This is a genomic window from Streptomyces cathayae (assembly GCF_029760955.1).
GTDB lineage: Bacteria > Actinomycetota > Actinomycetes > Streptomycetales > Streptomycetaceae > Streptomyces > Streptomyces cathayae.
The window spans coordinates 6,359,088-6,384,854 of sequence record NZ_CP121682.1 but is presented as its reverse complement, the minus strand read 5'-3'; the positions used below and the strand labels follow the sequence as shown (position 1 = coordinate 6,384,854).

Annotated in this window: 20 protein-coding genes; 8 read left to right on the top strand and 12 right to left on the bottom strand. The window is 71.2% G+C overall.

Annotated features, from left to right (window positions below; all coding sequences use genetic code 11):
• Positions 1 to 38 precede the first annotated feature (38 nt).
• From PYS65_RS29160 to PYS65_RS29150, 3 genes are all read right to left on the bottom strand, one after another.
• Positions 39 to 626 (bottom strand): hypothetical protein, encoded by a 588-nt coding sequence (locus tag PYS65_RS29160; protein ID WP_279336923.1) that lies wholly within the window; start codon positions 624 to 626, stop codon positions 39 to 41.
• A 215-nt stretch (positions 627 to 841) separates the two neighbouring features.
• Positions 842 to 1,744 carry a tRNA (adenine-N1)-methyltransferase gene (locus PYS65_RS29155; RefSeq protein ID WP_279336922.1) on the bottom strand — a complete coding sequence of 301 codons (903 nt, stop codon included), beginning with the start codon at positions 1,742 to 1,744 and terminating at the stop codon, positions 842 to 844.
• A 57-nt stretch (positions 1,745 to 1,801) separates the two neighbouring features.
• On the bottom strand, positions 1,802 to 3,442 hold the full coding sequence (locus PYS65_RS29150) for a site-2 protease family protein (protein WP_279336921.1): 1,641 nt from the start codon (positions 3,440 to 3,442) through the stop codon (positions 1,802 to 1,804).
• A 275-nt stretch (positions 3,443 to 3,717) separates the two neighbouring features.
• Between PYS65_RS29150 and PYS65_RS29145 the strand changes: the two genes are divergently transcribed.
• Both PYS65_RS29145 and PYS65_RS29140 read left to right on the top strand, forming a co-directional pair.
• Entirely contained in the window at positions 3,718 to 4,695 is a 978-nt protein-coding gene (locus PYS65_RS29145) for a RecB family exonuclease (protein ID WP_279336920.1), read from the top strand.
• Between the two features lie 14 nt (positions 4,696 to 4,709).
• The gene (locus tag PYS65_RS29140) at positions 4,710 to 5,381 is read left to right on the top strand and encodes a response regulator (RefSeq protein WP_279336919.1); all 672 of its coding nucleotides are present in this window, start codon (positions 4,710 to 4,712) and stop codon (positions 5,379 to 5,381) included.
• Positions 5,382 to 5,504: 123 nt separating this feature from the next.
• Here PYS65_RS29140 and PYS65_RS29135 read toward each other — a convergent pair whose 3' ends face one another.
• The 3 genes from PYS65_RS29135 to metH all read right to left on the bottom strand — a co-directional run bounded on the left by PYS65_RS29135 (position 5,505) and on the right by metH (position 11,933).
• Positions 5,505 to 7,109: an ABC transporter substrate-binding protein gene (locus PYS65_RS29135; protein WP_279336918.1), complete on the bottom strand. Its 1,605-nt coding sequence runs from the start codon at positions 7,107 to 7,109 to the stop codon at positions 5,505 to 5,507.
• 444 nt (positions 7,110 to 7,553) lie between these two features.
• A complete protein-coding gene (locus tag PYS65_RS29130) occupies positions 7,554 to 8,282 on the bottom strand; it encodes an HAD family hydrolase (protein ID WP_279336917.1) in 729 nt (242 codons plus the stop codon).
• Positions 8,283 to 8,411: 129 nt separating this feature from the next.
• A complete protein-coding gene (gene metH / locus PYS65_RS29125; protein WP_279336916.1) occupies positions 8,412 to 11,933 on the bottom strand; it encodes a methionine synthase in 3,522 nt (1,173 codons plus the stop codon).
• Positions 11,934 to 12,224: 291 nt separating this feature from the next.
• Here metH and PYS65_RS29120 point away from each other — a divergent pair, with 291 nt between their 5' ends.
• The 5 genes from PYS65_RS29120 (at position 12,225) to PYS65_RS29100 (ending at position 18,678) form a co-directional block, all read left to right on the top strand.
• Positions 12,225 to 12,989 carry an IclR family transcriptional regulator gene (locus tag PYS65_RS29120; RefSeq protein ID WP_279336915.1) on the top strand — a complete coding sequence of 255 codons (765 nt, stop codon included), beginning with the start codon at positions 12,225 to 12,227 and terminating at the stop codon, positions 12,987 to 12,989.
• A 395-nt stretch (positions 12,990 to 13,384) separates the two neighbouring features.
• Complete coding sequence (locus tag PYS65_RS29115) at positions 13,385 to 14,179, top strand: MIP/aquaporin family protein (RefSeq protein ID WP_279336914.1); 795 nt, start codon at positions 13,385 to 13,387, stop codon at positions 14,177 to 14,179.
• Between the two features lie 110 nt (positions 14,180 to 14,289).
• Positions 14,290 to 15,825 (top strand): glycerol kinase GlpK, encoded by a 1,536-nt coding sequence (gene glpK, locus PYS65_RS29110; RefSeq protein WP_279338112.1) that lies wholly within the window; start codon positions 14,290 to 14,292, stop codon positions 15,823 to 15,825.
• Positions 15,826 to 15,854: 29 nt separating this feature from the next.
• The gene (locus tag PYS65_RS29105) at positions 15,855 to 17,471 is read left to right on the top strand and encodes a glycerol-3-phosphate dehydrogenase/oxidase (protein ID WP_279336913.1); all 1,617 of its coding nucleotides are present in this window, start codon (positions 15,855 to 15,857) and stop codon (positions 17,469 to 17,471) included.
• Positions 17,472 to 17,691: 220 nt separating this feature from the next.
• Positions 17,692 to 18,678, top strand: a complete 987-nt coding sequence (locus PYS65_RS29100; protein ID WP_279336912.1) for a PAC2 family protein — start codon at positions 17,692 to 17,694, stop codon at positions 18,676 to 18,678.
• Positions 18,679 to 18,756: 78 nt separating this feature from the next.
• Here the strand turns inward: PYS65_RS29100 and mshC are convergent, their stop codons facing one another.
• From mshC to PYS65_RS29080, 4 genes are all read right to left on the bottom strand, one after another.
• Positions 18,757 to 19,986 (bottom strand): cysteine--1-D-myo-inosityl 2-amino-2-deoxy-alpha-D-glucopyranoside ligase, encoded by a 1,230-nt coding sequence (mshC, locus tag PYS65_RS29095; protein WP_279336911.1) that lies wholly within the window; start codon positions 19,984 to 19,986, stop codon positions 18,757 to 18,759.
• Positions 19,987 to 20,183: 197 nt separating this feature from the next.
• Positions 20,184 to 21,017, bottom strand: coding sequence for an SCO1664 family protein (locus tag PYS65_RS29090; protein ID WP_279336910.1), 834 nt, complete (start codon positions 21,015 to 21,017; stop codon positions 20,184 to 20,186).
• A complete protein-coding gene (locus tag PYS65_RS29085; RefSeq protein WP_279336909.1) occupies positions 20,981 to 21,571 on the bottom strand; it encodes a DUF3090 domain-containing protein in 591 nt (196 codons plus the stop codon). Before PYS65_RS29085 ends, PYS65_RS29090 begins: the two co-directional genes overlap by 37 nt.
• Before the next feature lie 129 nt (positions 21,572 to 21,700).
• On the bottom strand, positions 21,701 to 22,387 hold the full coding sequence (locus PYS65_RS29080; RefSeq protein WP_279336908.1) for a histidine phosphatase family protein: 687 nt from the start codon (positions 22,385 to 22,387) through the stop codon (positions 21,701 to 21,703).
• Positions 22,388 to 22,497: 110 nt separating this feature from the next.
• On the opposite strand from PYS65_RS29080, the gene corA reads away from it, so the two are divergent.
• Positions 22,498 to 23,493 (top strand): magnesium/cobalt transporter CorA, encoded by a 996-nt coding sequence (gene corA, locus PYS65_RS29075; protein ID WP_279336907.1) that lies wholly within the window; start codon positions 22,498 to 22,500, stop codon positions 23,491 to 23,493.
• 32 nt (positions 23,494 to 23,525) lie between these two features.
• Here corA and PYS65_RS29070 read toward each other — a convergent pair whose 3' ends face one another.
• The gene (locus PYS65_RS29070) at positions 23,526 to 24,314 is read right to left on the bottom strand and encodes a ferritin-like domain-containing protein (RefSeq protein ID WP_279336906.1); all 789 of its coding nucleotides are present in this window, start codon (positions 24,312 to 24,314) and stop codon (positions 23,526 to 23,528) included.
• A 285-nt stretch (positions 24,315 to 24,599) separates the two neighbouring features.
• Positions 24,600 to 25,655, bottom strand: a complete 1,056-nt coding sequence (locus PYS65_RS29065) for an LLM class F420-dependent oxidoreductase (RefSeq protein WP_279336905.1) — start codon at positions 25,653 to 25,655, stop codon at positions 24,600 to 24,602.
• Between the last annotated feature and the right edge of the window lie 112 nt (positions 25,656 to 25,767).

The window sequence follows — 25,767 nt, the reverse complement described above, 5'->3', positions numbered from 1 at the left end:
TTCCCGCAGGTCCGTTCCCGCCATCACGCGCGCGTGGTTCACACGCTCCGTGCGCCAAAGGGCGTGGACCGGACGAACACGCCGTTGTCCCAGTGCCACTTCAGGCTCTCGCGCACGTCGGGGCAGCAACTGGGCAGGTCGGAGGACGAGTAGCCGAGGAGTGCCGCGGTGATCTCGCCGTCGCGTACGGCGAAGTCGTCGACGTTGGTGCGGTCCCCGGGGTCGACGAGGGTGGCCACCACGCGTGGTGCACCGGCTCCGGCGGTCCCGCTCAGGACGTACATGCCGTCGGGCGGGGTGCCCATGGAGGCGTCGCAGTGGACGACCGCCACGGTCTCGGGCCGCCCGTCGCCGTCGAGGTCGCCGGCCGCCTCCTTCTTGACCACGGCCCGCCCCGGACCGCAATCGATCGGGAACTCGACGTCCGCGGGGTCCGGCGGGGCGATGTGCGCCGGTGCGCTTTTGGTCCGCGGGGTCTGCGGGTCGGGTGTCTGGGCCGCGGTCGCGGCTCCGGGCTGCAGCAGGCCGGAGAGCGCCACGACTCCGGCGACGGCCGTGGCGGTGGCGACCCAGTGGATCGGGCGGGTGTGCGTGTGGGCGAGTTCCGGGACGGCGGATGACTGCACGAGGAGTGTCTCCTGTGAGGGCTGTGCCGGTGGGGGTGGCCAGCATCGTGCCACACGTCACAGTGCGGGGGAACGCCGGGGTGTGCGGTTTCGGTGCGGGGCCCGGGGAGACACCGGTCGCCGTCGCGTCAACATGAGGGCGCCGTGGCGCAGTTCCCGGTACGGTCCGGGAACTGCGCCACGGCGTCGGTGCGTTGTCGTGGTGGTGGGACGGGTCAGCGGGCGGCGCCCGCGTCGGCGTTGGGTCCCGAGTAGTCCTCGCCGTAGGCGCCCTTGGCGGGGCGGCGTCGGCGCATGGGGGGCTCGACCCCGTCGGCGAGGCGGCGGGCGGTGAGCAGGAAGCCGGTGTGGCCGATCATCCGGTGGTCCGGGCGGACGGCCAGTCCCTCGATGTGCCAGTTGCGGATCATGGATTCCCAGGCCGTCGGCTCGTTGAAGGAGCCGATCTCGCGGATGGACTCGACGGTCCGGGCGAGCTGGGTCGTGGTCGCGACGTAGCAGCAGAGGATGCCGCCGGGGACGAGCGCCTTGGAGACGGCCTCCAGGCATTCCCAGGGGGCGAGCATGTCGAGGATGACGCGGTCGACCTCGGTGTCGGACAGATTGTCCTGGAGGTCGCCGACGGTGAGCTGCCAGGCGGGGTGCGGGCCGCCGAAGTAGCGCTCCACGTTGGCCTGGGCGATCTCGGCGAAATCCTCGCGGCGTTCGTAACTGTGCAGCATGCCCTGGTCGCCGATGGCGCGCAGCAGGAAGCTGCTGAGCGAGCCGGAGCCCACGCCTGCCTCCACGACGCGGGCGCCGGGGAAGATGTCGGCGAAGGCCAGGATCTGCCCCGCGTCCTTGGGGTAGACGACGGCTGCCCCGCGGGGCATGGACAGGACGTAGTCGGGGAGCAGGGGGCGCAGCGCGAGGTAGGCGACGTTCCCGGTGGTGCGGACAACGCTGCCCTCGGGTGCGCCGATCAGTTCGTCGTGGGGGAAGGAACCCTTGTGGGTGTGGAAGTTCTTCCCGGCCTCGAGCGTGAACGTGTAGTGGCGACCCTTGGGGTCGGTCAGCTGTACCTGGTCCCCGACCTTGAAGGGCCCACGGCGGCGGGCGGCACCGGTCGGTTCGGACATGTGACCAGCCTACCGGTCCCCACGTGGGCCACTGACCACCCGAGGGCGGGGAGGATGTCAGGCGGGGCGGGCCATGGCCTTGACGAAGGCTCGTTCCACGTCGGCCGCGGACAGGACGCCGTAGATCTCGCCGGTGGTCTCGACGACCAGGTACTCGGTGGCGGGGGCGGCGCGCAGGGCCTCGAGGAGGTCCTCTCCCGCGAGCTCGGCGGAGACGCGCATGCCGTCGGTGAGGTCCTGGGCGAGCCCGCTGACCGGGACCCAGGGGCGGCGGTGTTCGGGTACGCCGACGATGGCGGCCTCGCGCACCAGGGAGAGCGGGGTGCCGTCGGGGTCGACGACGACGAGGGCCCGGGCGCCGGCGGCGTTGGCGCGGCGCAGCGCCTCGGAGAGCGGGGTGTCCGTCTCGACGGGCACCGCACGGCGGGTGAGGGCGCGGGCGCGCAGTTCGGGAAGGTGTTCGCGCAGGCGGGCCATGCGCAGGCTGTTGCCGGCGCCGGTCCAGATGATCGCGGCGAGGATGGCGGCGAGCAGCGCGTCGAGGACGGTGTCCATACCGACGCTGTCCTCGGCGGCGGAGCCGAGGGCTCCGGACTGGGTGAGCAGGGGAAGGCCGATCAGGACGGAGACGGCGAGGACGCGGCCCACCCAGGCGGCGGCGATGGTGCCGCTCATCGGCTTGCCGGTGAGTTTCCAGACGACCGCGCGGAGCATGCGTCCGCCGTCGAGGGGGAGGCCGGGCAGGAGGTTGAAGACGGCCACGATGAGGTTGGAGATCATCAGGCCGGCCAGCAGGACGCCGGGGACGGAGCTGGGTTCGACGGCGAGCAGGGCGACGTAGAACAGGCCGGACAGGACGAGGGAGAGCAGGGGGCCGACGAAGGCGAGTACGAACTCCCGACCGGGAGTCTCCGCCTCCTTCTCGATCTCGGAGACGCCGCCGAAGAACTGGAGCTGGATGCGGCGCACCGGCAGCTTGAAGCGGAGGGCGGCGAGCGTGTGGGCGAGTTCGTGGACGAGTACGGAGGCGTAGAAGGCGACGGCGAAGAACAGCGAGACCAGATAGCTGGCGGCGCCGAGTTCGGGCAGCACACGGTCGATCTGGCCGCCGAACACCCAGGTGATCAGGATGGCGACGAGGAACCAGCTGGGGGCGACGTAGACGGGCACGCCGAACGGGCGTCCCATCAGCAGTCCACCGCGCTGCTGCTCCGGGGGACGCGGTGCGGGCCCCTTGCCGGATCCGGAGTGGGCGAGGGTGCGGTCGGTGCCGTGGGGCTCGGAGGGCGCGGACCGGTGACCGTCGTCCCGCGGAGCCCTCTCGGACGGAGCACCCGCGGGGGCAGGGGGCTCGGACCAGCCGTCGTCCGGGGACCGCGGGTTCTGCGGGTGGGCGTCGGTGTCCGGGGCAGGAGGTCGCGCGGGCTGCTCCCCGTTCCGGGGCGTGGCCCCGTCGGTGTCCGCCGGGGCCGAGGGCTCCCCGGTCTCCGCCGGGGCGCCTCCGGTCCGTGACGGAGCGTCGCCGGAGGCCGACGGATCACGGTCGTCGGTGCGGTCGTCGGGGGTGCTCGGGGCGGTTTCGGGCGGGTCGAGGCGGCCCCCGTCCGTGGGGGGTCGGCCCTCCGTGGCCCTCATGTGGCGCTCGTCCGGCTCGTCGTTGCCGGATCGCGGCTGCCCGCCTCCGCCGCTTGCGTCCACCGGTGTCCCCTCGTCGCTGCGTTTCCCGTGCCTGCCGGACGGGAGGGTCTGGTATCGATGGTATGCGGCCGTCGCCCCACGTCTCGCCCCGGCACCCCTGTCTCTTGCCGTCCGGCGCCGCGCCCGCTCGCCCTCTCCTCTCCTGCCCCTTTTCCCCCTTTTCCCCCTTCGCTCTCTTCTCTTCCTTTCCCCTTCCCCCTGTGGCCACCCTTTCTCCCTGTGGCCACCCCTGGTGTGCGGGTCCCTGTCAGTACCGGGCCGTAAGGTCTGTGGGCATGGAGACGAGCACCGAGGGCGCGGGACGGCCCGACAGCATGCCGGTCGTGGCGGCGGATCCGCCGGTGGTGGCCGGGGCCCCGCCCGAAGTGGCCGCCGCGCCACCCGTCTCGCTGTCCCCGTCGCGTGCCGGTGACTTCATGCAGTGTCCGCTGCTGTACCGGTTCCGGGTCATCGACCGCCTGCCGGAGAAACCGAGCGAGGCGGCGACCCGGGGCACGCTGGTGCACGCGGTGCTGGAGCGCCTCTTCGACGCCCCGGCCGCCGAGCGCACGGCACCGCGGGCGAAGCAGCTGGTCCCGGGCCAGTGGGACCGGCTGCGGGAGTCGAGGCCGGAGGTCGCGGAGCTGTTCGCCGAGGACCCGGAGGGTGAGCGGCTGGCGCGCTGGCTGGCGGAGGCGGAGCTGCTGGTCGAGCGCTGGTTCACCCTGGAGGATCCGAGCCGGCTGGAGCCCGCCGAGCGGGAGCTGTTCGTCGAGGCCGAGCTGGATTCCGGGCTGAGGTTGCGCGGCATCATCGACCGGGTGGATGTGGCGCCCACCGGCGAGGTGCGGCTCGTCGACTACAAGACGGGCAAGGCGCCCCGGCCTCAGTACGCGGAGGACGCGCTGTTCCAGATGAAGTTCTACGCCCTGGTGGTGTGGCGGCTGAAGCAGGTGATCCCGCGCCGGCTGCAACTCGTGTACCTGGGCAGCGGTGATGTGCTGACGTACGACCCGGTCCGCGCCGATCTGGAGCGCGTGGAGCGCAAGTTGCTGGCCCTGTGGGAGGCGATCCGGCTGGCCACGGAGACGGGTGACTGGCGGCCACGTCCCACCAAGCTGTGCGGCTGGTGCGACCACCAGGCGCACTGCCCGGAGTTCGGCGGCACTCCCCCGCCGTATCCGCTGCCGGTACGGGCGTCCGGGCCGGCTCCGGCCGGTGCGCCCCGGAGGCGGGAGGGGCAGGGCACGCAGGGCACAATGGGGGCGGACTAGCGAAGGAGAGTCACGTGGCCATCCGCGTCCTACTGGTTGACGACCAGCCGCTGCTGCGTACGGGCTTCCGGATGATCCTGGAGGCCGAGCAGGACATCGCGGTCGTCGGTGAGGCCGGAGACGGCCTCCAGGCCCAGGACCAGGTGCGGGCGCTGCAGCCCGATGTGGTGCTGATGGACATCCGCATGCCGCGGATGGACGGGGTGGAGGCCACCCGGCAGATCACCGGCCCGGAGCGGGACGGCCCGGCGAAGGTGCTGGTGCTCACGACGTTCGATCTCGACGAGTACGTGGTGGAGGCGCTGCGGGCGGGTGCCAGCGGCTTCCTCCTGAAGGACGCCCCGGCCAATGAACTGGTGCAGGCGATCCGGGTGGTGGCCGCCGGTGAGGCGATGCTGGCCCCGAGCATCACCCGCCGGCTGCTGGACAAGTACGCCACGCATCTGCCGTCCGGTGACGAGCCGATGCCGGACACGCTGCACACCCTGACCGACCGTGAGGTCGAGGTGCTGAAGCTGGTGGCACGGGGGCTGTCCAACGCGGAGATCGCCGCGGACCTGTTCGTCAGTGAGACGACCGTGAAGACGCACGTCGGTCATGTCCTGACGAAGCTGGGGCTGCGTGACCGGGTACAGGCGGCGGTGTACGCGTACGAGAGCGGTCTGGTGCGCCCCGGGGCGCAGTAGCTCCCGCTCCGGTCCGCACCCCGGCTCCACTCCGCACACACCAGAGGGCGCCTCCGGCTTCCGCAAGACGGGAAGTCGGAGGCGCCCTCTGGTGTGTGCGCGCCCGCCAGGGGCTCCGCGGCGTCAGCCGCTCACGCCTCGTCCCAGCTCCCACAGCTGGAGCGTGGAGGAGGAGTTGAGCATGTAGGCGGTGCCGGTGATGTCGTCACGTGCGGCGCCGTACTGCTTGCCCTGCCACAGGGGCAGCACGGGCACGTCCTCCGCGACGATGTTCTGGATGTCGTTCAGGCTGCCGACCGCGGAGAGCCGGTCGGCCTGGCGGCGGGACTCCGGGATGAGTTCCTTGCTGACCCGGCTGTTGGCGTACGGCGAGTTGAGGAAGTTGTCCTTGTCCAGGAACGGGGCGAGGAAGTTGTCGGCGTCCGGGTAGTCGGGGAACCAGCCCATGCCGTAGACGTCGAACTTGCCCTCCTTGCCGGCCGGACGGAAGGTTTCCCAGGCCGCGCCCTTGATGTCGGTCTCGAACAGGCCGCTGTCGTTGAGCTGCTTGCTGAGCTGCTCGAACTCCGCCTTGGTCGCGGGACCGTAGTGGTCGGTCGTGTAGTGCAGCGTCATCTTCACCGGGGTGGTGACACCGGCCTTCTCCAGCAACTGGCGGGCCTTGGAGACGTCCGGGTCGCCGTACCTGTTGAAGAACGCGTTGGAGTGGCCGGTGACGGTCGCGGGAACCAGCGAGTACAGCGGCTCGGCCTGGGAGCCGTAGACCTTGGCGACCAGTTCGCTGCGGTTGATGATCTGGGCCATGGCCTGGCGGACGGCCTTGGTCTCCACGCTGGGGGCCTCGGTGTTGAAGGCCAGGTAGCGGATCTCCAGACCCGGCGACTCGACGAGGTCGATGGCGTCCTCGTTGTTGCCGGCGAGTTCCCGGATCTGCTCCGGCGACATGCTGCGGGTCATGAGGTCGACGTCGCCGTCCTCGAGCGCCTGGCCCATGGCCTCGGCGCTCTCGAAGCTGCGTACCTCGACCTTGTCGTTGGCCACTTCCAGGGACCCCTTGTAGGAGGGGTTCTTGGCATAGGTGGCGCGGACCAGTTCGCCGTCCTTGACCTCGGTCTCGATGGTGTACGGGCCGGAGCCGTCGACGTCGAACCCTTCGCGCAGCTTGCCCTTGTCGTACTTCTTCTCGCTGAGGATGCCCGCGACCGGGGTCGACAGCTTGTAGGGGAAGGTGGCGTCGGCCGACGTGAGGTGGAAGATCACCTCGCGGTCGCCCTTGGTCTCGACGGTGTCGATCGTGGACAGCAGGGCGAACACACCGCTGTCGGACTGGATCGCGAGGGCGCGTTCGATGGAGAACTTCACATCGGCGGCGGTGACGGGCGAGCCGTCCGAGAACTTCAGGCCTTCGCGCAGGGTGCAGCTGTACCGCTCGTTGCCGGTGTCGGTGAAGCCGCAGCTCTCCGCGGCCTCGGGCACCGGCTCACCGTCGCCACGCGGCTGGACCAGCAGGGTCTGCACCGTCTGGCGCAGGATGTTCCAGGTACCGACGTCGTAGGCGTACGCCGGGTCGACCGGAGCGGGCTCTTCCTCCGAGACGGTGAACCGGTCCGTGGTGCCGACGACGATCGCGTCACCGCCGCCGCTCCCACCACCGGTGTCGCCACAGCCGGCGAGTACCGGCGCGAGCAGGCCGATCGCGGCCGCCAGCACCAAAGTCTTGCGGTTCATGCTCGAGTTTCTCCAGAGCTGTCGACTCCGTGTATGCGGCATACGGGGTTGTCACTGCCGTCCACGGGGATGGGGCGATGTTCTCGCGATGAGATTAGTCCGCGCCCGTAGGGAGGGGCGCGGCGACCGGAGTTGAGCCTCCATCACGCAGTGGAACCGGGTGTGAACGCACCGGCGAACGTGGACGGGGAAGGATTGGGGCAGCGTTCAACCAATCGGGACACAAGGGAACGCGGACCGCCTCAGAAATGACGCGGACACCACATGCCGACCCCCCTGCCGACCCCTCGAAAGGTGGTGAACATCACAGCGGAACCGGGCCGGGCGGTACCGGAATTCACCAGCCGGTAGCGCTCCGAATTCCTTCGGACACACAACCCGCCGACCGGAACACGGGCCCTGGGGAATTCCGGTCCCACCACCCGCTCCACACTGGGTGAACGCCTAGCGCATTTCCGTCATCAGCCCGCGCAGAAAAGTCAGATCGACCGTTTCCAACGACGGTACGACGGTCCGCCGGGCGGCCGGCGTGATGGGGGCCACGGAGGGCACCGCCACGACGTGACAGCCCGCGGCCTCGGCGGCGGCCACGCCGGTCGCCGTGTCCTCGACGACGGCGCACCGCACCGGGTCCACGCCGAGACCGAGGGCGGCGGTCAGGTACGGGTCGGGGTGCGGTTTGGTGCGCGGGACCTCGTCGCCCGCGACCGACAGCGCGAAGTGGTGGGCGCCCAGCGAGCCCAGTACGCGGTCGATGATGCGTCGGTGCGAGGCGGAGACCAGGGCCGTGGGGATGCCGTGCTCGGACAGTTCGGCGAGCAGCCGGGCGGCGCCGGGCATCAGCGGCAGGGCACAGGAGATGCGGTCCTCGAAGCCGTCGTTGAGCAGGACCGTCAGTTCGGTCAAGGGGATGTCGGCCCCGGTCGCCTCGATGAGGAAGCCCGCGCTGCGGGTCATGGGGCCGCCGACCACGACATGGCGCCACGAGTCGTCGAGGGCGTGGCCGAGGGAGGCGAACACCTCGACCTCGACGTCCCACCAGAAGCCCTCGGTGTCGACCAGGGTGCCGTCCATGTCCAGGAGCACGGCCTGCAGGGGGGAGCCTTCGGCCGGGGCGGCGCCGAGGGCCTGGGGGAGAGTGCCGAGCGCGGTGGCCGGAACCGTACTGGTCATCCACGTACCTCCTTCAAGGGACGATCAGGCCGGTTCCCACAAGGGGAACCGGCCTGCGGTGGACCGACCAGTGTACGTCGCGCACGACGCAGTCGCTTGTCACACGCCCGGGCGAACCGCCGGGCGGGGTCAGCGGGCGTTGAAGTACTTGGCCTCCGGGTGGTGGATCACGATGGCGTCCGTGGACTGCTCGGGGTGCAGCTGGAACTCCTCGGACAGGTGGACGCCGATGCGCTCCGGCTGGAGCATCTCCGCGATCTTGGCACGGTCCTCCAGGTCGGGGCAGGCGCCGTAGCCGAGGGAGAAGCGGGCGCCCCGGTACTTCAGGGCGAACATGTCCTCCATCGCGCTCGGGTCCTCACCGGAGAACCCGAGCTCGGAGCGGACCCGCGCGTGCCAGTACTCGGCGAGTGCCTCGGCCAGCTGCACGGACAGCCCGTGCAGTTCGAGGTAGTCGCGGTAGGCGTTGGCCTGGAACATCCGCGCGGTCTCCTCGCCGATGCGGGAGCCGACGGTGACGATCTGGAAGCCGACGACGTCCGTCTGTCCCGACTCCTCCGGGCGGAAGAAGTCGGCCAGGCACAGGCGCCGGCCGCGGCGCTGGCGCGGGAAGGTGAAGCGGGTGCGTTCGTTGCCCGCCTCGTCCAGGACGATCAGGTCGTCGTCCTTGGAGACGCACGGGAAGTAGCCGTACACGACGGCCGCCTCCAGCAGGTTGTCCGTCTGGAGCCGGTCCAGCAGGCCGCGCAGCCTGGGCCGTCCCTCAGTCTCCACCAGCTCCTCGTACGTCGGCCCATCGCCCGTGCGGGCCTGCTTCAGACCCCACTGGCCCTTGAACAGGGCGCCCTCGTCGAGCCAGCTCGCGTACTCCTTGAGCTGGATGCCCTTGACCACCCGGGTGCCCCGGAACGGCGGGGTGGGGACCGGGTTGTCGGTGGCGACGTCCGAGCGGACGTGCCCGGCCTCGGGGCGCTCGTCGATCTCCACGGTGGCCGCGCGGACCCGGCGCTGCCGGAGCTCGGGCAGCTTGGCACCGGGCACGCCGCGCTTGATGCCGATGAGGGCGTCCATCAGGCGCAGGCCCTCGAAGGCGTCGCGGGCGTAGCGGACCTCGCCCTGGTAGATCTCGTGCAGGTCCTGCTCGACGTAGGCGCGGGTCAGGGCGGCGCCGCCCAGGATGACCGGGTAGTCGGCGGCCAGCCCGCGCTGGTTGAGCTCCTCCAGGTTCTCCTTCATGATCACCGTGGACTTCACCAGCAGCCCGGACATGCCGATGACGTCGGCCTTGTGCTCGTCGGCGGCGTCCAGGATCGCGGAGACCGGCTGCTTGATGCCGAGGTTGACGACGTTGTAGCCGTTGTTCGACAGGATGATGTCGACCAGGTTCTTGCCGATGTCGTGCACGTCGCCGCGGACCGTGGCCAGGACGATGGTGCCCTTGCCCAGGTCCTCGCCGTCCTCGAGCTTCTCCATGTGCGGTTCGAGGTGGGCGACGGCCGCCTTCATGACCTCGGCCGACTGGAGCACGAACGGCAGCTGCATCTGGCCCGAGCCGAACAGCTCGCCGACCACCTTCATGCCGTCCAGCAGGGTGTCGTTGACGATGTCGAGGGCCTTGCGGGTCTCGAGCGCCTGGTCGAGGTCGGTCTCCAGGCCGTTGCGCTCGCCGTCGATGATCCGCCGCTTGAGCCGCTCGTCCAGGGGGAGCGACGCCAGTTCCTCGGCCTTGTCGGCCTTCAGGGACTTGGCGGTGGCGCCCTCGAAGAGCTGCATCAGCTTCTGCAGCGGGTCGTAGCCCTCACGGCGCCGGTCGTGGATCAGGTCGAGGGCGGTGGTGACCTCCTCCTCGCTGAAGCGGGCGAGGGGCAGGATCTTCGACGCGTGCACGATCGCCGAGTCCAGGCCCGCCTTGACGCACTCGTCGAGGAAGACGGAGTTGAGCAGGATGCGGGCGGCCGGGTTGAGGCCGAAGGAGATGTTCGACAGTCCCAGGGTGGTCTGCACCTTGGGGTGGCGCCGCTTCAGCTCGCGGATGCCCTCGATGGTGGCGCTGCCGTCCTTGCGGGACTCCTCCTGGCCGGTGCAGATGGTGAAGGTGAGGCAGTCGATGAGGATGTCCTCCTCGCGGATGCCCCAGTTCCCGGTCAGGTCGGCGATCAGGCGCTCGGCGATCTCGACCTTCTTCTCGGCGGTGCGGGCCTGGCCCACCTCGTCGATGGTCAGCGCGATCAGCGCGGCACCGTGCTCCTGGGCCAGCTGCGCGACGCGCGCGAAGCGGGACTCGGGGCCGTCGCCGTCCTCGTAGTTGACCGAGTTGATGACCGCCCGGCCGCCGAGCCTCTCCAGACCGGCCCGGATGACGGGGACCTCGGTGGAGTCCAGCACGATCGGCAGGGTGGAGGCGGTGGCGAACCGGCCGGCCAGTTCCTTCATGTCGGCGACGCCGTCGCGGCCGACGTAGTCCACGCACAGGTCCAGCATGTGCGCGCCCTCGCGGATCTGCTCCCGGGCCATCTCCACGCAGTTGTCCCAGCGGCCCTCGAGCATCGCCTCACGGAACTTCTTGGAGCCGTTGGCGTTGGTCCGCTCACCGATCGCCAGGTAGGAGGTGTCCTGACGGAAGGGAACGGTCTGGTAGAGGGAGGCCGCACCGGGTTCCGGGCGCGGGTCGCGCTCCGCCGGGGCGAGGCCGTGCACGCGCTCCACGAGCTGCCGCAGATGCTCGGGCGTCGTACCGCAGCAGCCGCCGACCAGGGACAGCCCGTAGTCGCGGACGAAGTTCTCCTGTGCGTCCGCCAGCTCCTGCGGGGACAGCGGGTACCGCGCGCCGTCCTTGGTGAGTTCCGGCAGACCGGCGTTCGGCATGCACGACAGCTGGATGCGGGAGTGGCGGGCCAGGTAGCGCAGGTGCTCGCTCATCTCGGCCGGGCCGGTCGCGCAGTTCAGGCCGATCATGTCGATGCCCAGCGGTTCCAGCGCGGTGAGCGCGGCACCGATCTCGGAGCCCAGCAGCATCGTGCCGGTCGTCTCCACCGTGACCGACACGATCAGCGGGACCTCGTGGCCGGCGGTCTCCATCGCACGGCGGGCGGCGATGACGGAGGCCTTGGTCTGCAGCAGGTCCTGGGTCGTCTCCACCAGCAGCGCGTCCGCGCCGCCCGCGAGCAGGCCCTCGGCGTTCTGCTGGTAGGCGTCCCGGATGGCGGCGAAGGTGGTGTGGCCGAGGGTGGGCAGCTTGGTGCCGGGGCCCATCGAGCCCAGCACCCAGCGGGGGCGGCCGTCCCGCGTCGTGAACTCGTCCGCCGCCTCGCGGGCGATGCGCGCACCCGCCTCGGACAGTTCGACGACGCGGTCCGCGATGTCGTACTCGCCCAGGGCGGTGAGGTTGGCGCCGAAGGTGTTGGTCTCGACGCAGTCGACACCGGCGTCGAAGTACGCGGAGTGGACCGAACGGACGATGTCCGGGCGGGTCAGGTTCAGGATCTCGTTACAACCCTCGAGGTCCTCGAAGTCCTCGAGCGTGGGGTCCTGTGCCTGGAGCATGGTGCCCATCGCTCCGTCGGCGACCACCACTCGGGTGGCGAGCGCCTCTCGGAGAGCGGACACACGGGTCCGGCTGTCGGCGGAAGGGGTCAGCGGCAACGAGGCCATGTACGGGGCTCCCTCAGATGCGACGGCTGTCGGCTTTGCCTGTCCGAAGAGCACCCTCGTGGTGCTCCCGGGCAGAGGCACGCCGCCAGCGTATCGGGGACCGCGCCCCGACGCTCAGCACGTCCACTGGTCGGACGAAGATGGCCGGGACCCGTATGTACGCACGCGGGGGGCACGACGGATGGCGGCGGACCATTGGCGGGAGGTCGGCATCGAGCGGTAGTGTTCGGCATTGCCGAACAGTGGCAGCGGCCGCGCGCGTTGGTCGCAGGGGACGGAGGCAGCACGGCGATGGCACGGAACATCCAGTCGCTCGAACGGGCGGCGGCGATGCTGCGCCTGCTGGCGGGCGGCGAGCGGCGGCTCGGCCTGTCGGACATCGCCTCGTCCCTGGGCCTCGCCAAGGGCACCGCCCACGGCATCCTGCGCACCCTCCAGCACGAGGGCTTCGTCGAGCAGGACGACGCCTCCGGGCGCTACCAGCTGGGCGCCGAACTGCTGCGCCTGGGCACCACGTACCTCGACGTGCACGAGCTGCGGGCACGCGCCCTGGTCTGGACCGACGACCTGGCCCGCTCCAGCGGCGAGAGCGTCTACCTCGGCGTACTGCACCAGCAGGGCGTGCTGATCGTGCACCACGTGTTCCGTCCCGACGACAGCCGGCAGGTCCTGGAGATAGGGGCCATGCAGCCGCTGCACTCCACGGCCCTGGGCAAGGTGCTGTCGGCCTACGACCCGGTGGCGCACAGCGAGGCCCTGGAGGCCGACCGCAAGCCGTTCACCGACCGCACGGTGTGCGAGCCGGACGCCTTCGAGCACATCCTCGACCTCACCCGCGCGCGCGGGTACGCGGCGGACGTCGAGGAGACCTGGGAGGGCGTGGCCTCGATCGCGGCCCCCGTCCACGACCGGCGGCGGATGCCGGTCGGCGCGGTCGGTGTCACGGGCGCGGTGGAGCGGCTGCGGCAGGACGGCGAGCTGCGCCCGGAGCTGATCGCGGCGGTGCGGGACTGCGCCCGCGCGGTGTCGCGGGACCTGGGCGCCCGGCGGTTCTGAGCGGGCCGGACAGGCACCGGCGGGACGCACACACACCGAAGAGCCGACCGGGGCGCCGCAGGGCGTCCCGGTCGTCGTCGTGCCCGGACCCGGGCGAACCGGTCGGAGACCGGTGGACGTGACGGATCCCCGGCGAAGATCGATGACTCGGCGCAGATGACTCGGCGCAATCGACGCGATCGATAACGATCGCACTTTCGACAACCGAACCCTTGACGCACGTGCGAGGCGGAGAAAGACTCCCGTCCATCGGTCGGCATTGTCGAACAGCTACCGGCAATACACGTTAGGGTGTGACAACGCCAAAGGCCGACATCGCTCTCATCCCCGAGGGCGCCCATCCCCGGCGGGACCCGGGGGTCGGCTTCCCTGGACGAAGGACAAAGGAGTCGCGGGTGTCCAGCTCCGACATCTTCATCGGCGAGACCCTCGGTACCGCCATACTCATCCTGCTCGGCGGCGGCGTCTGCGCCGCCGTGACGCTGAAGGCCTCGAAGGCCCGTAACGCCGGCTGGCTCGCCATCGCCTTCGGGTGGGGCTTCGCCGTCATGACGGCGGTGTACATCGCGGGGCCGCTCTCCGGCGCCCACCTCAACCCGGCCGTGACCCTGGCGCTCGCCATCAAGGACGGCGAGTGGAGCAACGTCCCGGTCTACTTCGCCGGAGAGTTCCTCGGCGCGATGATCGGCGCGGCGCTGGTCTGGGTGGCGTACTACGGACAGTTCCAGGCCCACCTGACCGACCAGGAGATCGTCGGCGGTCCGGGCGCGCAGGCCACCGCGGCCAAGGCCGTGGAGGCACAGGAGAAGGGCGCCGGTCCCGTGCTCGGCATCTTCTCCACCGGTCCGGAGATCCGGAACGCGGTGCAGAACCTCGCCACGGAGATCATCGGCACCATGGTGCTGCTGCTCGCCGTGCTCACCCAGGGCCTGAACGCCGAGGGCAACGGTCTCGGGGTGCTGGGCGGTCTCATCACGGCGCTCGTGGTGGTCGCCATCGGCCTGTCCCTCGGCGGCCCGACCGGCTACGCGATCAACCCGGCCCGTGACCTCGGTCCGCGCGTCGTGCACGCCCTGCTGCCGCTGCCCAACAAGGGCGGCTCCGACTGGTCCTACGCCTGGGTTCCGGTCGTCGGTCCGCTGATCGGCGGCGCCCTCGCGGCAGGCTTCTACAACATCGTCCTCGCCTGACAGCGACCCTGCCGCCGCGCGACCCCGCGTCTTGTGGAAGCGCCGTCCACACAGTCCCGTAATCAAGGAACCTCCAGGAGCACACAGTGACCGACGACCAGACCGCCGGCATCGCCTCCCACGGCCACGGCCCGTTCATCGCCGCCATCGACCAGGGCACGACCTCCTCCCGCTGCATCGTCTTCGACCGCGACGGCCGCATCGTCGCGGTCGACCAGAAGGAACACGAGCAGATCTTCCCCAAGCCGGGCTGGGTCGAACACGACGCCACCGAGATCTGGACCAACGTCCAGGAGGTCGTCGCCGGTGCCGTCGAGAAGGCCGGCATCACCCGGGACGACATCAAGGCCATCGGCATCACCAACCAGCGCGAGACCACCGTCCTGTGGGACAGGAACACCGGTGAGCCCGTCCACAACGCCATCGTCTGGCAGGACACCCGCACCGACGCCCTGTGCCGCGAGCTCGGCCGCAACGTCGGCCAGGACCGTTTCCGCCGCGAGACCGGTCTCCCCCTCGCCTCCTACTTCGCCGGCCCCAAGGCCCGCTGGCTGCTCGACAACGTCGAAGGGCTCAAGGAGCGCGCCGAGGCGGGCGACATCCTCTTCGGCACCATGGACACCTGGGTCATCTGGAACCTGACCGGCGGTGCGGACGGCGGCAGGCACGTCACCGACGTCACCAACGCGTCCCGCACCATGCTGATGAACCTGCACACCATGCAGTGGGACGCGAAGATCGCCGAGTCCATCGGCGTCCCGACGGAGATGCTGCCCGAGATCCGCTCCTCCGCCGAGGTCTACGGCGAGATCAGGGGCGGCAGCCTGGGCGAGCTGCTCGGCGGCATCCCGGTCGCCTCCGCGCTCGGCGACCAGCAGGCCGCCCTGTTCGGCCAGACCTGTTTCGCCGAGGGCGAGACCAAGTCGACGTACGGCACCGGCACCTTCATGGTGATGAACACCGGCGACAAGATCATCAACTCCTACAGCGGCCTGCTGACCACCGTCGGCTACCAGATCGGCGACCAGAAGCCGGTCTACGCGCTGGAGGGCTCCATCGCGGTCACCGGTGCGCTGGTGCAGTGGATGCGCGACCAGATGGGCCTGATCTCCACCGCCGCCGAGATCGAGACGCTCGCGCTCTCGGTCGAGGACAACGGCGGCGCCTACTTCGTGCCGGCCTTCTCCGGTCTGTTCGCCCCGTACTGGCGCTCCGACGCCCGCGGTGTGATCGCCGGCCTGACCCGGTACGTCACCAAGGCGCACCTGGCGCGCGCCGTCCTGGAGGCCACCGCCTGGCAGACCCGGGAGATCGCCGACGCCATGACCAAGGACTCCGGCGTCGAGCTGACCGCCCTCAAGGTCGACGGCGGCATGACCTCCAACAACCTGCTGATGCAGACCCTCTCGGACTTCCTGGACGCGCCCGTGGTGCGCCCCATGGTCGCCGAGACCACCTGCCTCGGCGCCGCCTACGCCGCCGGCCTCGCCGTCGGCTTCTGGAACAGCACCGACGACCTGCGCGCCAACTGGCGCCGGGCCGCCGAGTGGACCCCCCGCATGGACGCGGAGATCCGCGACCGTGAGTACAAGAGCTGGCTCAAGGCCGTCGAGCGGACCATGGGCTGGCTCGGCGACGAAGACTGACACCGCCCGACGAGGAGCAAGAACCCGACATGACCACTCAGTCCACCCTGCAGTCCGTGCCTGCCCTGGGGACGCGCCCGGCCTCCTGCTCGAACCCGAGCCGGGCCGAGACCCGGGAGCGGCTCGCCAAGGCGTCGTACGACCTTCTCGTGATCGGCGGCGGCATCCTGGGCATCTCCACCGCCTGGCACGCCGCGCAGTCCGGCCTCAGGGTGGCACTGGTGGACGCCGGCGACTTCGCCGGCGCCACCTCCTCCGCCTCCTCCAAGCTCCTCCACGGCGGCCTGCGCTATCTGCAGACCGGCGCGGTGAAGCTGGTGGCGGAGAACCACTTCGAGCGCCGTGCGGTCTCCCGCCGGGTGGCCCCCCACCTGGCGAACCCGCTCACCTTCTACCTCCCCGTGTACAAGGGCGGGCCGCACGGCGCGGCGAAGCTCGGCGCCGGTGTCCTCGCGTACTCGGCGCTCTCGGCGTTCGGCGACGGCGTCGGCCATCTGCTCTCCCCCGCCAGGGCCGCGCGGGACGTGCCGGAGCTGCGCACCGACAACCTCAAGGCCGTGGCCGTGTACGGCGACGACCAGATGAACGACGCGCGGATGGCGCTGATGACGGTCCGCGCGGCGGCCGAGTCGGGCGCGGTCGTCCTCAATCACGCCGAGGTGACCGGTCTGCGGTTCACCCGGGGCCGGGTGACCGGCGCCGAGCTGCGCGACCGGCTGTCGGGCGAGGAGTTCGGCGTCGACGCCCGCCTCGTGCTGAACGCGACCGGACCGTGGGTCGACCACCTGCGCCGGATGGAGGACCCGAACGCGGCACCGTCCATCCGGCTGTCGAAGGGCGCGCACCTGGTCCTGAAGCGGACCTCCCCGTGGAAGGCCGCCCTGGCCACGCCGATCGACAAGTACCGCATCACCTTCGCCCTGCCCTGGGAGGACATGCTGCTGCTCGGCACGACCGACGAGGAGTTCGAGGGCGATCCGGCGGATGTCGCGGTCACCGAGAAGGACACCGCCCAGATACTCGACGAGGCCGCGTTCTCCATCCGCGACCAGCAGGTGGACCGCGATCTGATCACGTACTCGTTCGCGGGCCTGCGGGTGCTTCCGGGCGGCCCCGGGGACACCTCGAAGGCCAAGCGGGAGACGGTCGTCAGCGAGGGCCGCGGCGGGATGCTGTCCGTCGCGGGCGGCAAGTGGACCACCTTCCGTCACATCGGCCGTACGGTGATGCGCAAGCTCCAGGAGCTGCCGGGCCGGCCGCTGGGCGACGACTTCGAGCCGGTCGCGTCGCTGCCGAGGAAACTGCCGCTGCCCGGGGTGGCCAATCCGCGCGCGGTCGCCCACCGGCTGCTGGTCGACCACCCGGCACCCGGCCCGCGGATGGCGGCGGACACCGCCCGCCACCTGGCGACCCACTACGGTTCGCTGGCCTTCGACATCGCCCGGCTGGCCAATGACGACCCGCGGCTGGCCCGGCGTGTCCACCCGGATGCCCCGGAGATCTGGGCGCAGGTCGTCTGGGCCCGGGACCACGAGTGGGCCGAGACGACGGACGACGTGCTCCGCCGCCGTACGACCCTGACCGTCCGGGGACTGGCCACGGACGAGGTCCGCGCCGGTGTCCAGGACCTGCTCGACGAGAAGTAGAGGCAGGGGGCCCGGCACCGGTTCCCCCTCGGGAGCCGGTGCCGGGAAGGACCGGCGCCGGGCCGCTCGCGCTCCCGGACGGCTCCGGCCACCGCGGGGTGTTTCCGGGTGTCCCCCGGGGCAGTGTTCGGTCGTTCCCCCTGCGAGGGGGCTGCGTACGTCCGCTGGGCACGCCGTAAGGTTGGTGCGTACGCGAGGGCACGTCGGAAGGAGGCGCTGGGTGATCGAGCTCGAGGGGGTTCCCGAGCTGATCGACCCGGTCATGGTGGCCGCGTTCGAGGGCTGGAACGACGCCGGCGACGCCGCCTCCACCGCGGTCGCGCATCTGGACAGGGAGTGGAAGGGCGAGGTGTTCGCGGCGCTGGACGCCGAGGACTACTACGACTTCCAGGTCAACCGGCCCACGGTGTTCATGGACGGCGGGGTCCGTAAGGTCACCTGGCCGACGACGCGGTTGTCGGTGGTCCGGATCGGCGGCGACAAGCCACGCGACCTGGTCCTCGTCCGCGGTATCGAACCGTCCATGCGCTGGCGCTCGTTCTGCAACGAACTGCTGGGGTTCGCCCATGAACTCGGGGTGGAGATGGTGGTCGTCCTGGGCGCCCTGCTCGGCGACACCCCGCACACCCGTCCGGTCCCGGTCAGCGGGACCACGTCCGATCCGGACCTGGCCCGCCGTATGGACCTGGAGGAGACCAGGTACGAGGGCCCCACGGGGATCGTCGGCATCCTCCAGGAGGCGTGCACGCACGCCGGTGTCCCCGCGGTCTCGCTGTGGGCGGCGGTCCCGCACTACGTGTCGCAGCCGCCCAACCCGAAGGCGACGCTGGCCCTCCTGAACCGGCTCGAGGACCTGATCGACGTGCGCGTCCCGCTGGGCGAACTGTCCGAGGACGCGCGCGCCTGGCAGGTGGGAGTGGACCAACTGGCCGCCGAGGACAGCGAGGTCGCCGAGTACGTCCAGTCGCTGGAGGAGGCCCGGGACACCGCCGAACTGCCGGAGGCGTCCGGCGAGGCGATCGCCCGCGAGTTCGAGCGCTATCTGCGCCGCCGCGACGGTGGGTCCGGCCCGCCGCAACCCGGTGGGCACGCCACGGCCGACGGCGCGGACGGCCCGTCGTTCCGGCGGGAGGGCCCGGGCAGCCGGCCCCGCTCGCCGAATCCGCCGAAGCCGGACGCGGACGGCGAGGATTCCTCGGAGGACTGACCGGCACGAAGGGGGCGGCCCCGTCCATGGACGGGGCCGCCCCCTTCGGCCGTTCGCGCCTGTCGTGGTGCCCGGCGGCTACAGTGCCACGCCGAGCAGGGCGTCCACCGCGCGGGAGACGATGCCGGGCGCGCCCGCGTCCGTGCCGCCGTCCTGCTCCTGGGCCACGGCCCAGCGGTCGACGGCGGCCAGGGCGGCCGGGGCGTCCAGGTCGTTGGACAGGGCCTCGCGGATCTCCTCCACGAGCGCCTCGGCGGGCGGGCCGTCGGGGCGGGAGACGGCGGCCCGCCAGTGCTCGAGCCGGGTCCCGGCGTCCAGGAGGACCTGGTCCGTCCACTCCCAGTCGGCACGGTAGTGGTGGGCGAGCAGCGCCAGCCGGATCGCCGCCGGGTCGACGCCGTCGCGCCGCAGCCGGGACACGAAGACCAGGTTGCCCTTGGACTTGGACATCTTCTCGCCGTGCAGGGCGACCATGCCGGCGTGGACGTACGCCTTGGCCATGGGGAACTCGCCGGTGAGCACCTGGGCGTGCGAGGCGCCCATCTCGTGGTGCGGGAAGACCAGGTCGGAACCGCCGCCCTGGACGTCGAAGCCCATGCCCAGATGGTCGAGGGCGATGGCCACGCACTCGATGTGCCAGCCGGGCCGGCCCCTGCCGAGCGACCCGCCGTCCCAGCTGGGTTCGCCCTCGCGGGCGGCCATCCAGAGCATCGGGTCGAGGGGGTTCTTCTTGCCCGGGCGGTCCGGGTCGCCGCCGCGTTCGGCGGACAGCAGCCGCATGGCGGCCGCGTCGAGGTTCGAGACCCGCCCGAAGTTCGGGTCGGACTCCACGGAGAAGTAGACGTCGCCCTCGAGTTCGTACGCCGCGCCGAGGTCGCGCAGTCGTTCGACGAGCGGGACGATGCCGGGTATCGCCTCCACCGCGCCTATGTACTGCTGCGGCGGCAGCATCCGCAGGGCCGTCATGTCCTCGCGGAAGAGCCGGGTCTCCCGCTCGGCGAGCGCGGCCCAGTCGACGCCGTCCCGCTCGGCCCGCTCCAGCAGCGGGTCGTCGATGTCGGTGACGTTCTGGACGTAGTGAACCTGCCGCTTGTTGTCGAGCCACACGCGCTGCACGAGGTCGAACGCGTTGTACGTCGCGGCGTGTCCGATGTGGGTGGCGTCGTACGGGGTGATGCCGCAGACGTAGATACGGGCGACGGGGCCGGGGTCGAGCGGGGTCAGACCCCCGGTCGCGGTGTCGTGGATCCTCAGGTCGCGCCCCTGACCGGGAAGGGCGGGGACCTCGGAAGCGGGCCAGGCATGCATCTCATGAGCGTAACCGGACCGCGGTCCCCGATACGAACCGGAGCGGCTCGGACGACCGAGAAGACGCTCTTGCGCTCCGCCGCCGGACGTGCCCCGTCGCGCGGGAGCCGCGTGCCGGCGCCCGGGCCGGCGACGGGCGCCCGGGTCGGACAGCCGGCGCCCGGGTCAAACGGTCGGCGCTCGGGCCGACGGTCGGGTCAGACGGGTGGCCAGGGGATCGCCGGCCATCGGCCGCCGGGCTGCGGATGGGTACCGGAGGCGAGCAGGGACGCGACCCGCTCGCGGGTCGCGCCGATCTCCGCGCGGGTGATCAGCGGGGCCAGCGAGGCGGCCAGCGCGCCGCCTTCGGCGAGTGCCTTCCCGAGGGCCTCGAGGACGTCGCGTGCCTCCTCGGTCAGCGGTTCCCCCGCCCAGCCCCACAGCAGGGTGCGCAGCTTGTCCTCGGCGTTGAAGGCGACCCCGTGGTCGATGCCGTAGAGCCGGCCGTCCCGCGTGGGCAGCAGGTGTCCGCCCTTGCGGTCGGCGTTGTTGATCACCGCGTCGAGCACGGCCAGCCGCCGCAGCCGTACGTCGTCGGCGTGCACGAGCAGCGCGGTGCGCCCCTCGCCCACCTCGGCGAGCCCGACCGCCTTCCAGCCGGGTCCGGGCTCCTCCCGGTCCACCAGCGCGAGCAGTTCCGCCTCCGGCGTGGCGTCGATCCACAGCTGGCACATGCCCTCGCCGTACGGCCCGTCCCGCAGCACGGTGGGCGGCACCAGTCCCCAGCCGGTCGCCTCGGAGACCTGGTACGCCGCGACCTCGCGCCCGGCGAGCGTCCCGTCGGGGAAGTCCCACAGGGGGCGCTCCCCCGCGACGGGCTTGTAGACGCAGGCGGCCTCGCGGCCGTCGTGGGTCACGGTGCAGTACAGCGCCGCGTTCGATGCTTCACGGAGGCGTCCGCGCACGGTCAGCTCGCCCTCGGCGAGCAGCACCGCGTCGGCGGGGCCGGCGGTGGTCACGCCCCGCGGCGGTATCCGTTCTGGCGCGGACATACATGTCCTTCCGGGTCGAGGGGGAGGCTGCACAGCGGGCACGGCGGCCGTCCCGCGTTGACGACGTCGAGGGCGCGCTTGGCGAAGGCACGGGCCTGGACCCCGGTGAGCCGGACCCGGAGCATCGGGGGGCCGTTCTCCTCGTCCTGGAGCAGCCTCTCCTCCGCCTCGGCGAGGTCCTCCTCGGACTCGGCGTCCAGTTCGACGAGCGCCTGCGCCTCGACGATCATGCACTCCTCCTCGCCGTCCCAGGCGAGGGCCATGGTGCCGACCCGGAACTCCTCCTCCACCGGGGCGTCCAGCGGGGCGGTGTCGGCGATCTCGGTCGGCGCCACGGCGGGCACCGCGGCGCTGCCCCCGCTACGGCGTACGACCTCGTCGAGCAGTTCGTCCATGCGCTCGGCGAGCGCGGCGACCTGGGTCTTCTCCAGAGCCACGCTGGTCACCCGGGAGCCGGCTGAGGCCTGGAGGAAGAACGTACGGCGCCCTGGCAGTCCGACCGTACCGGCCACGAAACGTTCCGGTTGGTCGTAGAGGAACACCTGACGGGACACGTCCTGTCTCCATTGAGAGTGGTGGGTACGGGTATCAGTCGAGGCAGTGGCGACGGCTTCGGCTGCTGCAACGGCGGCGACGGCTGACACGGCGCTGCTGCGACCGCTTCACCCTACTGCGGCCGACGATCACGGTGCGCCCGCACCGCCCCCGACCGGGGCGTCGTCGGCGGGCGGTTCCTCGCGCGGCACCAGGGAGGCGAAGTCACCGGTGTCGCCGAGCCGGACGAGGTAGGGACGCAGCCGTGTGTACCGGATCGCGGTGACGGAACACGGCTCGACGGAGATCCGCTGGAAGAGGTCGAGGTGAAGTCCGAGTGCGTCCGCGACGAGGGACTTGATGATGTCCCCGTGCGAGCACATGAGGTACACGGCGTCGGGGCCGTGATCGCGTTCCACGCGCGCGTTCCACTCGCGCACCGCCTCGGCGGCGCGTGTCTGCATGGTGCGCAGGGACTCCCCGCCGGGGAAGGCGGCCGCCGACGGGTGGGCCTGCACCACCTCCATGAGGGGTTCGTCCTTCAGTTCGGCGAGCTTGCGGCCGGTCCAGTCGCCGTAGTGGCACTCCCCGATGCGTTCGTCGGTGTGGACGGTGAGGCCGGGCCGGGCTTTCAGCAGCGGCCGGATCGTCTCCTGGCAGCGCTGGAGAGGGCTGGCGACGATCTCGGAGAGGGGCAGTTCGGCGAGCCGTCCGGGCAGCGCGGCGGCCTGCGCGGCCCCGCGTTCGTCCAGGGCGACGCCGGGCGACCAGCCGGCGAGCAGCCCCTCCGTGTTGGCGGTGGATCGTCCGTGCCGGACCAGGAGCAATGTGGGCATGCGGACCAGGGTAGGCGCACGCACGTGGGTGCCGTCAGGTGCTGTGCCGGGTGGGCCCGCGGTGGTGCCGCCGGGTGGGCCGGCCGGCGGGTGAGAGGAGAATGCGTTCCGTGATCGTCGACTGTGCCATCTACCGGGACGGGCACCGTACGGAGGGGTCCGAGGACTTCTCCGGCGCGCTGGAGGGCGCGCGGGCGGCGAAGGGTTTCGTCTGGATCGGGCTGCACGAGCCGACGGCGGACGAGTTCGCCCTGGTCTCGCAGGAGTTCGGCCTTCATCCGCTCGCGGTCGAGGACGCCCTCAAGGCACATCAGCGGCCCAAGCTGGAGGTGTACGACGACTCGCTGTTCATGGTCCTCAAACCGGTCGAGTACGAACCGGACGGCGACACCGTCTCCGCCGGCGAGATCATGATCTTCCTGGGTGACTCGTTCGTGGTGACCGTCCGGCACGGCGAGGGATTCCCGCTGGACGCCGTACGCAGCCGGCTGGAGCACGAACCGGAGCTGCTGGGCAACGGGCCGACGTCGGTGGTGTACGCGATCGCCGACGCCGCCGTCGACCACTACCTCCTCGTGGCGGCCGAGCTGCAGACCGATCTGGAGGAGCTGGAGGCGGAGGTCTTCTCACCGGAGGGCGCCGGTACCCAGCTCACCGCGTCCCGGATCTACGCCTTCAAGCGGCAGGTCCTGGAGTTCCGCCGGGCGACCGGGCCGCTGACCCCGCCGATGGCGCGGCTGACGGAGGCGGGCTCGTTCGGCGCGGCGGTGCCCTTCGTGTCCAAGGAGGCGCGCCCCTTCTTCCGTGACGTGCACGATCACCTCACACGCGTGAACGACTCCGTGGAGGGGATGGACCGGCTGGTCTCGGACATCCTCTCGGCGCATCTGGCCCAGGTGAGCGTCCGCCAGAACGACGACATGCGGAAGATCTCCGCGTGGGCGGCCATGGCCGCGATCCCCACCATGCTCGCGGGGATCTATGGCATGAACTTCGAGCACATGCCGGAACTGCGGTGGGAGTGGTCCTATCCGGTGGTGATCCTGGCGATGGCCGCGCTGGAGGTGTTCCTGTACCGGTTGTTCAAGCGGCGCGGGTGGATGTAGCCGGGCGGGGCCGCGGCCCCGCCCGGGGAGGGTCAGGCGAACTCGGGCGCGCTGCTCGCGGGGCCGCCCAGGGCGTTGCGGCGTTCCGGCATCCGCAGGGAGACCATGCGGCGCCAGCCGCCCAGGCGCTCGTAGGCGTACACCGCGTGGATGCCGGCCGCCAGGAGCGCCCCTCTGGCCCGGGACCAGCCGAGGATGTCTCCCATCCGGGCCATCACCGCGAGGCTGACGTCGCGGTGGACGCGGATCTCGGTGAGCGCGCACGCGCGCAGGGTGCGCTGGATGGCGCGGCCGTGTCCGGCGTACGCGAGGCGCAGCAGTTCCTCGTGGCAGTAGGCGAGGTGGTTGTCCTCGTCGCGGGAGATCATCGTGACGGCGCGGCCGAGTCCGGGGTGGTCGGCGAAGTGCTTGCGGAGCAGTTCCATCTGCTCGGAGGCGCGCTGTTCGGTGACGCGGCTGTGCGCGAGGTAGACGACGATGTCCTGGACGGTGAGCGGTTCGTCGCGCCTGAGCCTGTCGTGCGCCAGGCCGATGCCGCTCCGCTCGAGGAGGATCGTGTAGTCGGTCTCGGGCGGGACGGGGACCGGTCGCACACCGCGCTTCTTCATCAGGGCGTCGAAGATGCGGCCGTGCTTGTCCTCGTCGGCGCCGTGCCTGGTGATCTTGGGGGCGAGTCCGCGCTGGCTCTCGGGAACCAGGGCCGCGATCCGGGCGTTCTCCCAGCCGCCCTGCGACTCGCCGCCGGCGGCGATGGAGCAGAACAGCGCGAAGGAGTCGTCGTCGTCGAGGATCTCCTGGAACAGACTCTTGGCCGACAGCATCCTGGGCCCCTCTCCACAACGATTCCGCGCGTTCCGTGGTCCGGTGGTTCCGTGATCCGTGAAGTCCGTGGTCCGCGAAGAACGAGTCAATGGCGAGGAGGCGCGCCCGGCAACAGGTGCGCCCGGCGACTCCGCCGAAAGGAGGACGGGCGCGGGGGCCCGGGGGCGTAACCGGAGGGGGCCGCCGGGCGTTGTGGTGGGTGACGGCCGTGGCGGGGAAGACCCCCGAGCCCCCGCCACGGCCGCGGAAACTTCGTGTGCGGCGCCCGGTGCCCCGGGCAGGGCCTATGCCAGGCCCGAGCGCTCCAGCGCCTCGGTGCCGGCGCGCAGGGAGGCGAGGCGCTCGTCGAGCGTGAAGCCCGCGGGGGCGAGGGTGAGGGTGGTGACCCCCGCTGCCGCGTAGGCCTTCATCCGGTCCGCGATGCGGTCCACGGAGCCGAGCAGTGTCGTGGAGTCGATCAGGTCGTGCGGCACGGCCGCGGCGGCGCCCTGCTTGTCGCCCGACAGGTACTTGTCCTGGATCTCGGCGGCTTCCCGCTCGTAGCCCATGCGCCCGGCGAGCTGGTTGTAGAAGTTCTGCTTGCGGCTGCCCATGCCCCCGACGTACAGCGCGGTGTAGGGACGGAAGGTGTCGGCGAGGGCGGCGACGTCCTTGTCGTCGCCGACGGCGAGCGGGAGCGTGGGGCAGACGTCGAAGCCGTCGAGGGTCTTGCCCGCCTTCTCGCGGCCCGCCCTGATGTGCTTGACGGCGGTCTCCTCCAGGTGGTCGGCGGAGGGGAAGATCAGCAGCGCGCCGTCGGCGATCTCACCGGTCTGCTCGAGGTTCTTCGGGCCGATCGCGGCGATGTAGAGGGGGATGTGCTCGCGCTGCGGGTGCACGGTGAGCTTGATGGGCTTGCCCGGACCGCCGGGCAGGGGCAGGGTCCAGTGCTCGCCGTCGTGGGAGAGACGCTCGCGCGTCATGGCCTTGCGGACGATCTCGACGTACTCGCGGGTCCGTGAGAGGGGCTTGTCGAACTTGACGCCGTACCAGCCCTCGGAGACCTGCGGGCCGGACACGCCGAGACCGAGGCGGAACCGGCCGCCGGAGAGGGAGTCGAGAGTGGCGGCGGTCATCGCGGTCATCGCGGGCTGGCGGGCCGGGATCTGGAAGATGGCCGAGCCGACGTCGATCCGCTCGGTCTGGGCGGCGACCCAGGTGAGCACGGTCGCCGCGTCGGAGCCGTAGGCCTCGGCGGCCCAGCAGACCGCGTATCCCAGGCGGTCGGCCTCCTGTGCCACGGCGAGGTTGTCCGAGTCCATTCCGGCACCCCAGTAGCCGAGGTTGATCCCGAGCTGCATGGCCCTCTCCCCTTACTCATCGGTAACGTCGCTTGCGGTGACCTTATACCGCCGTCGGCCGGGCCGGGGGCGGTGCCGCGCCGCGGGAGGCCGGGCCCGGGGGTGACCTGGG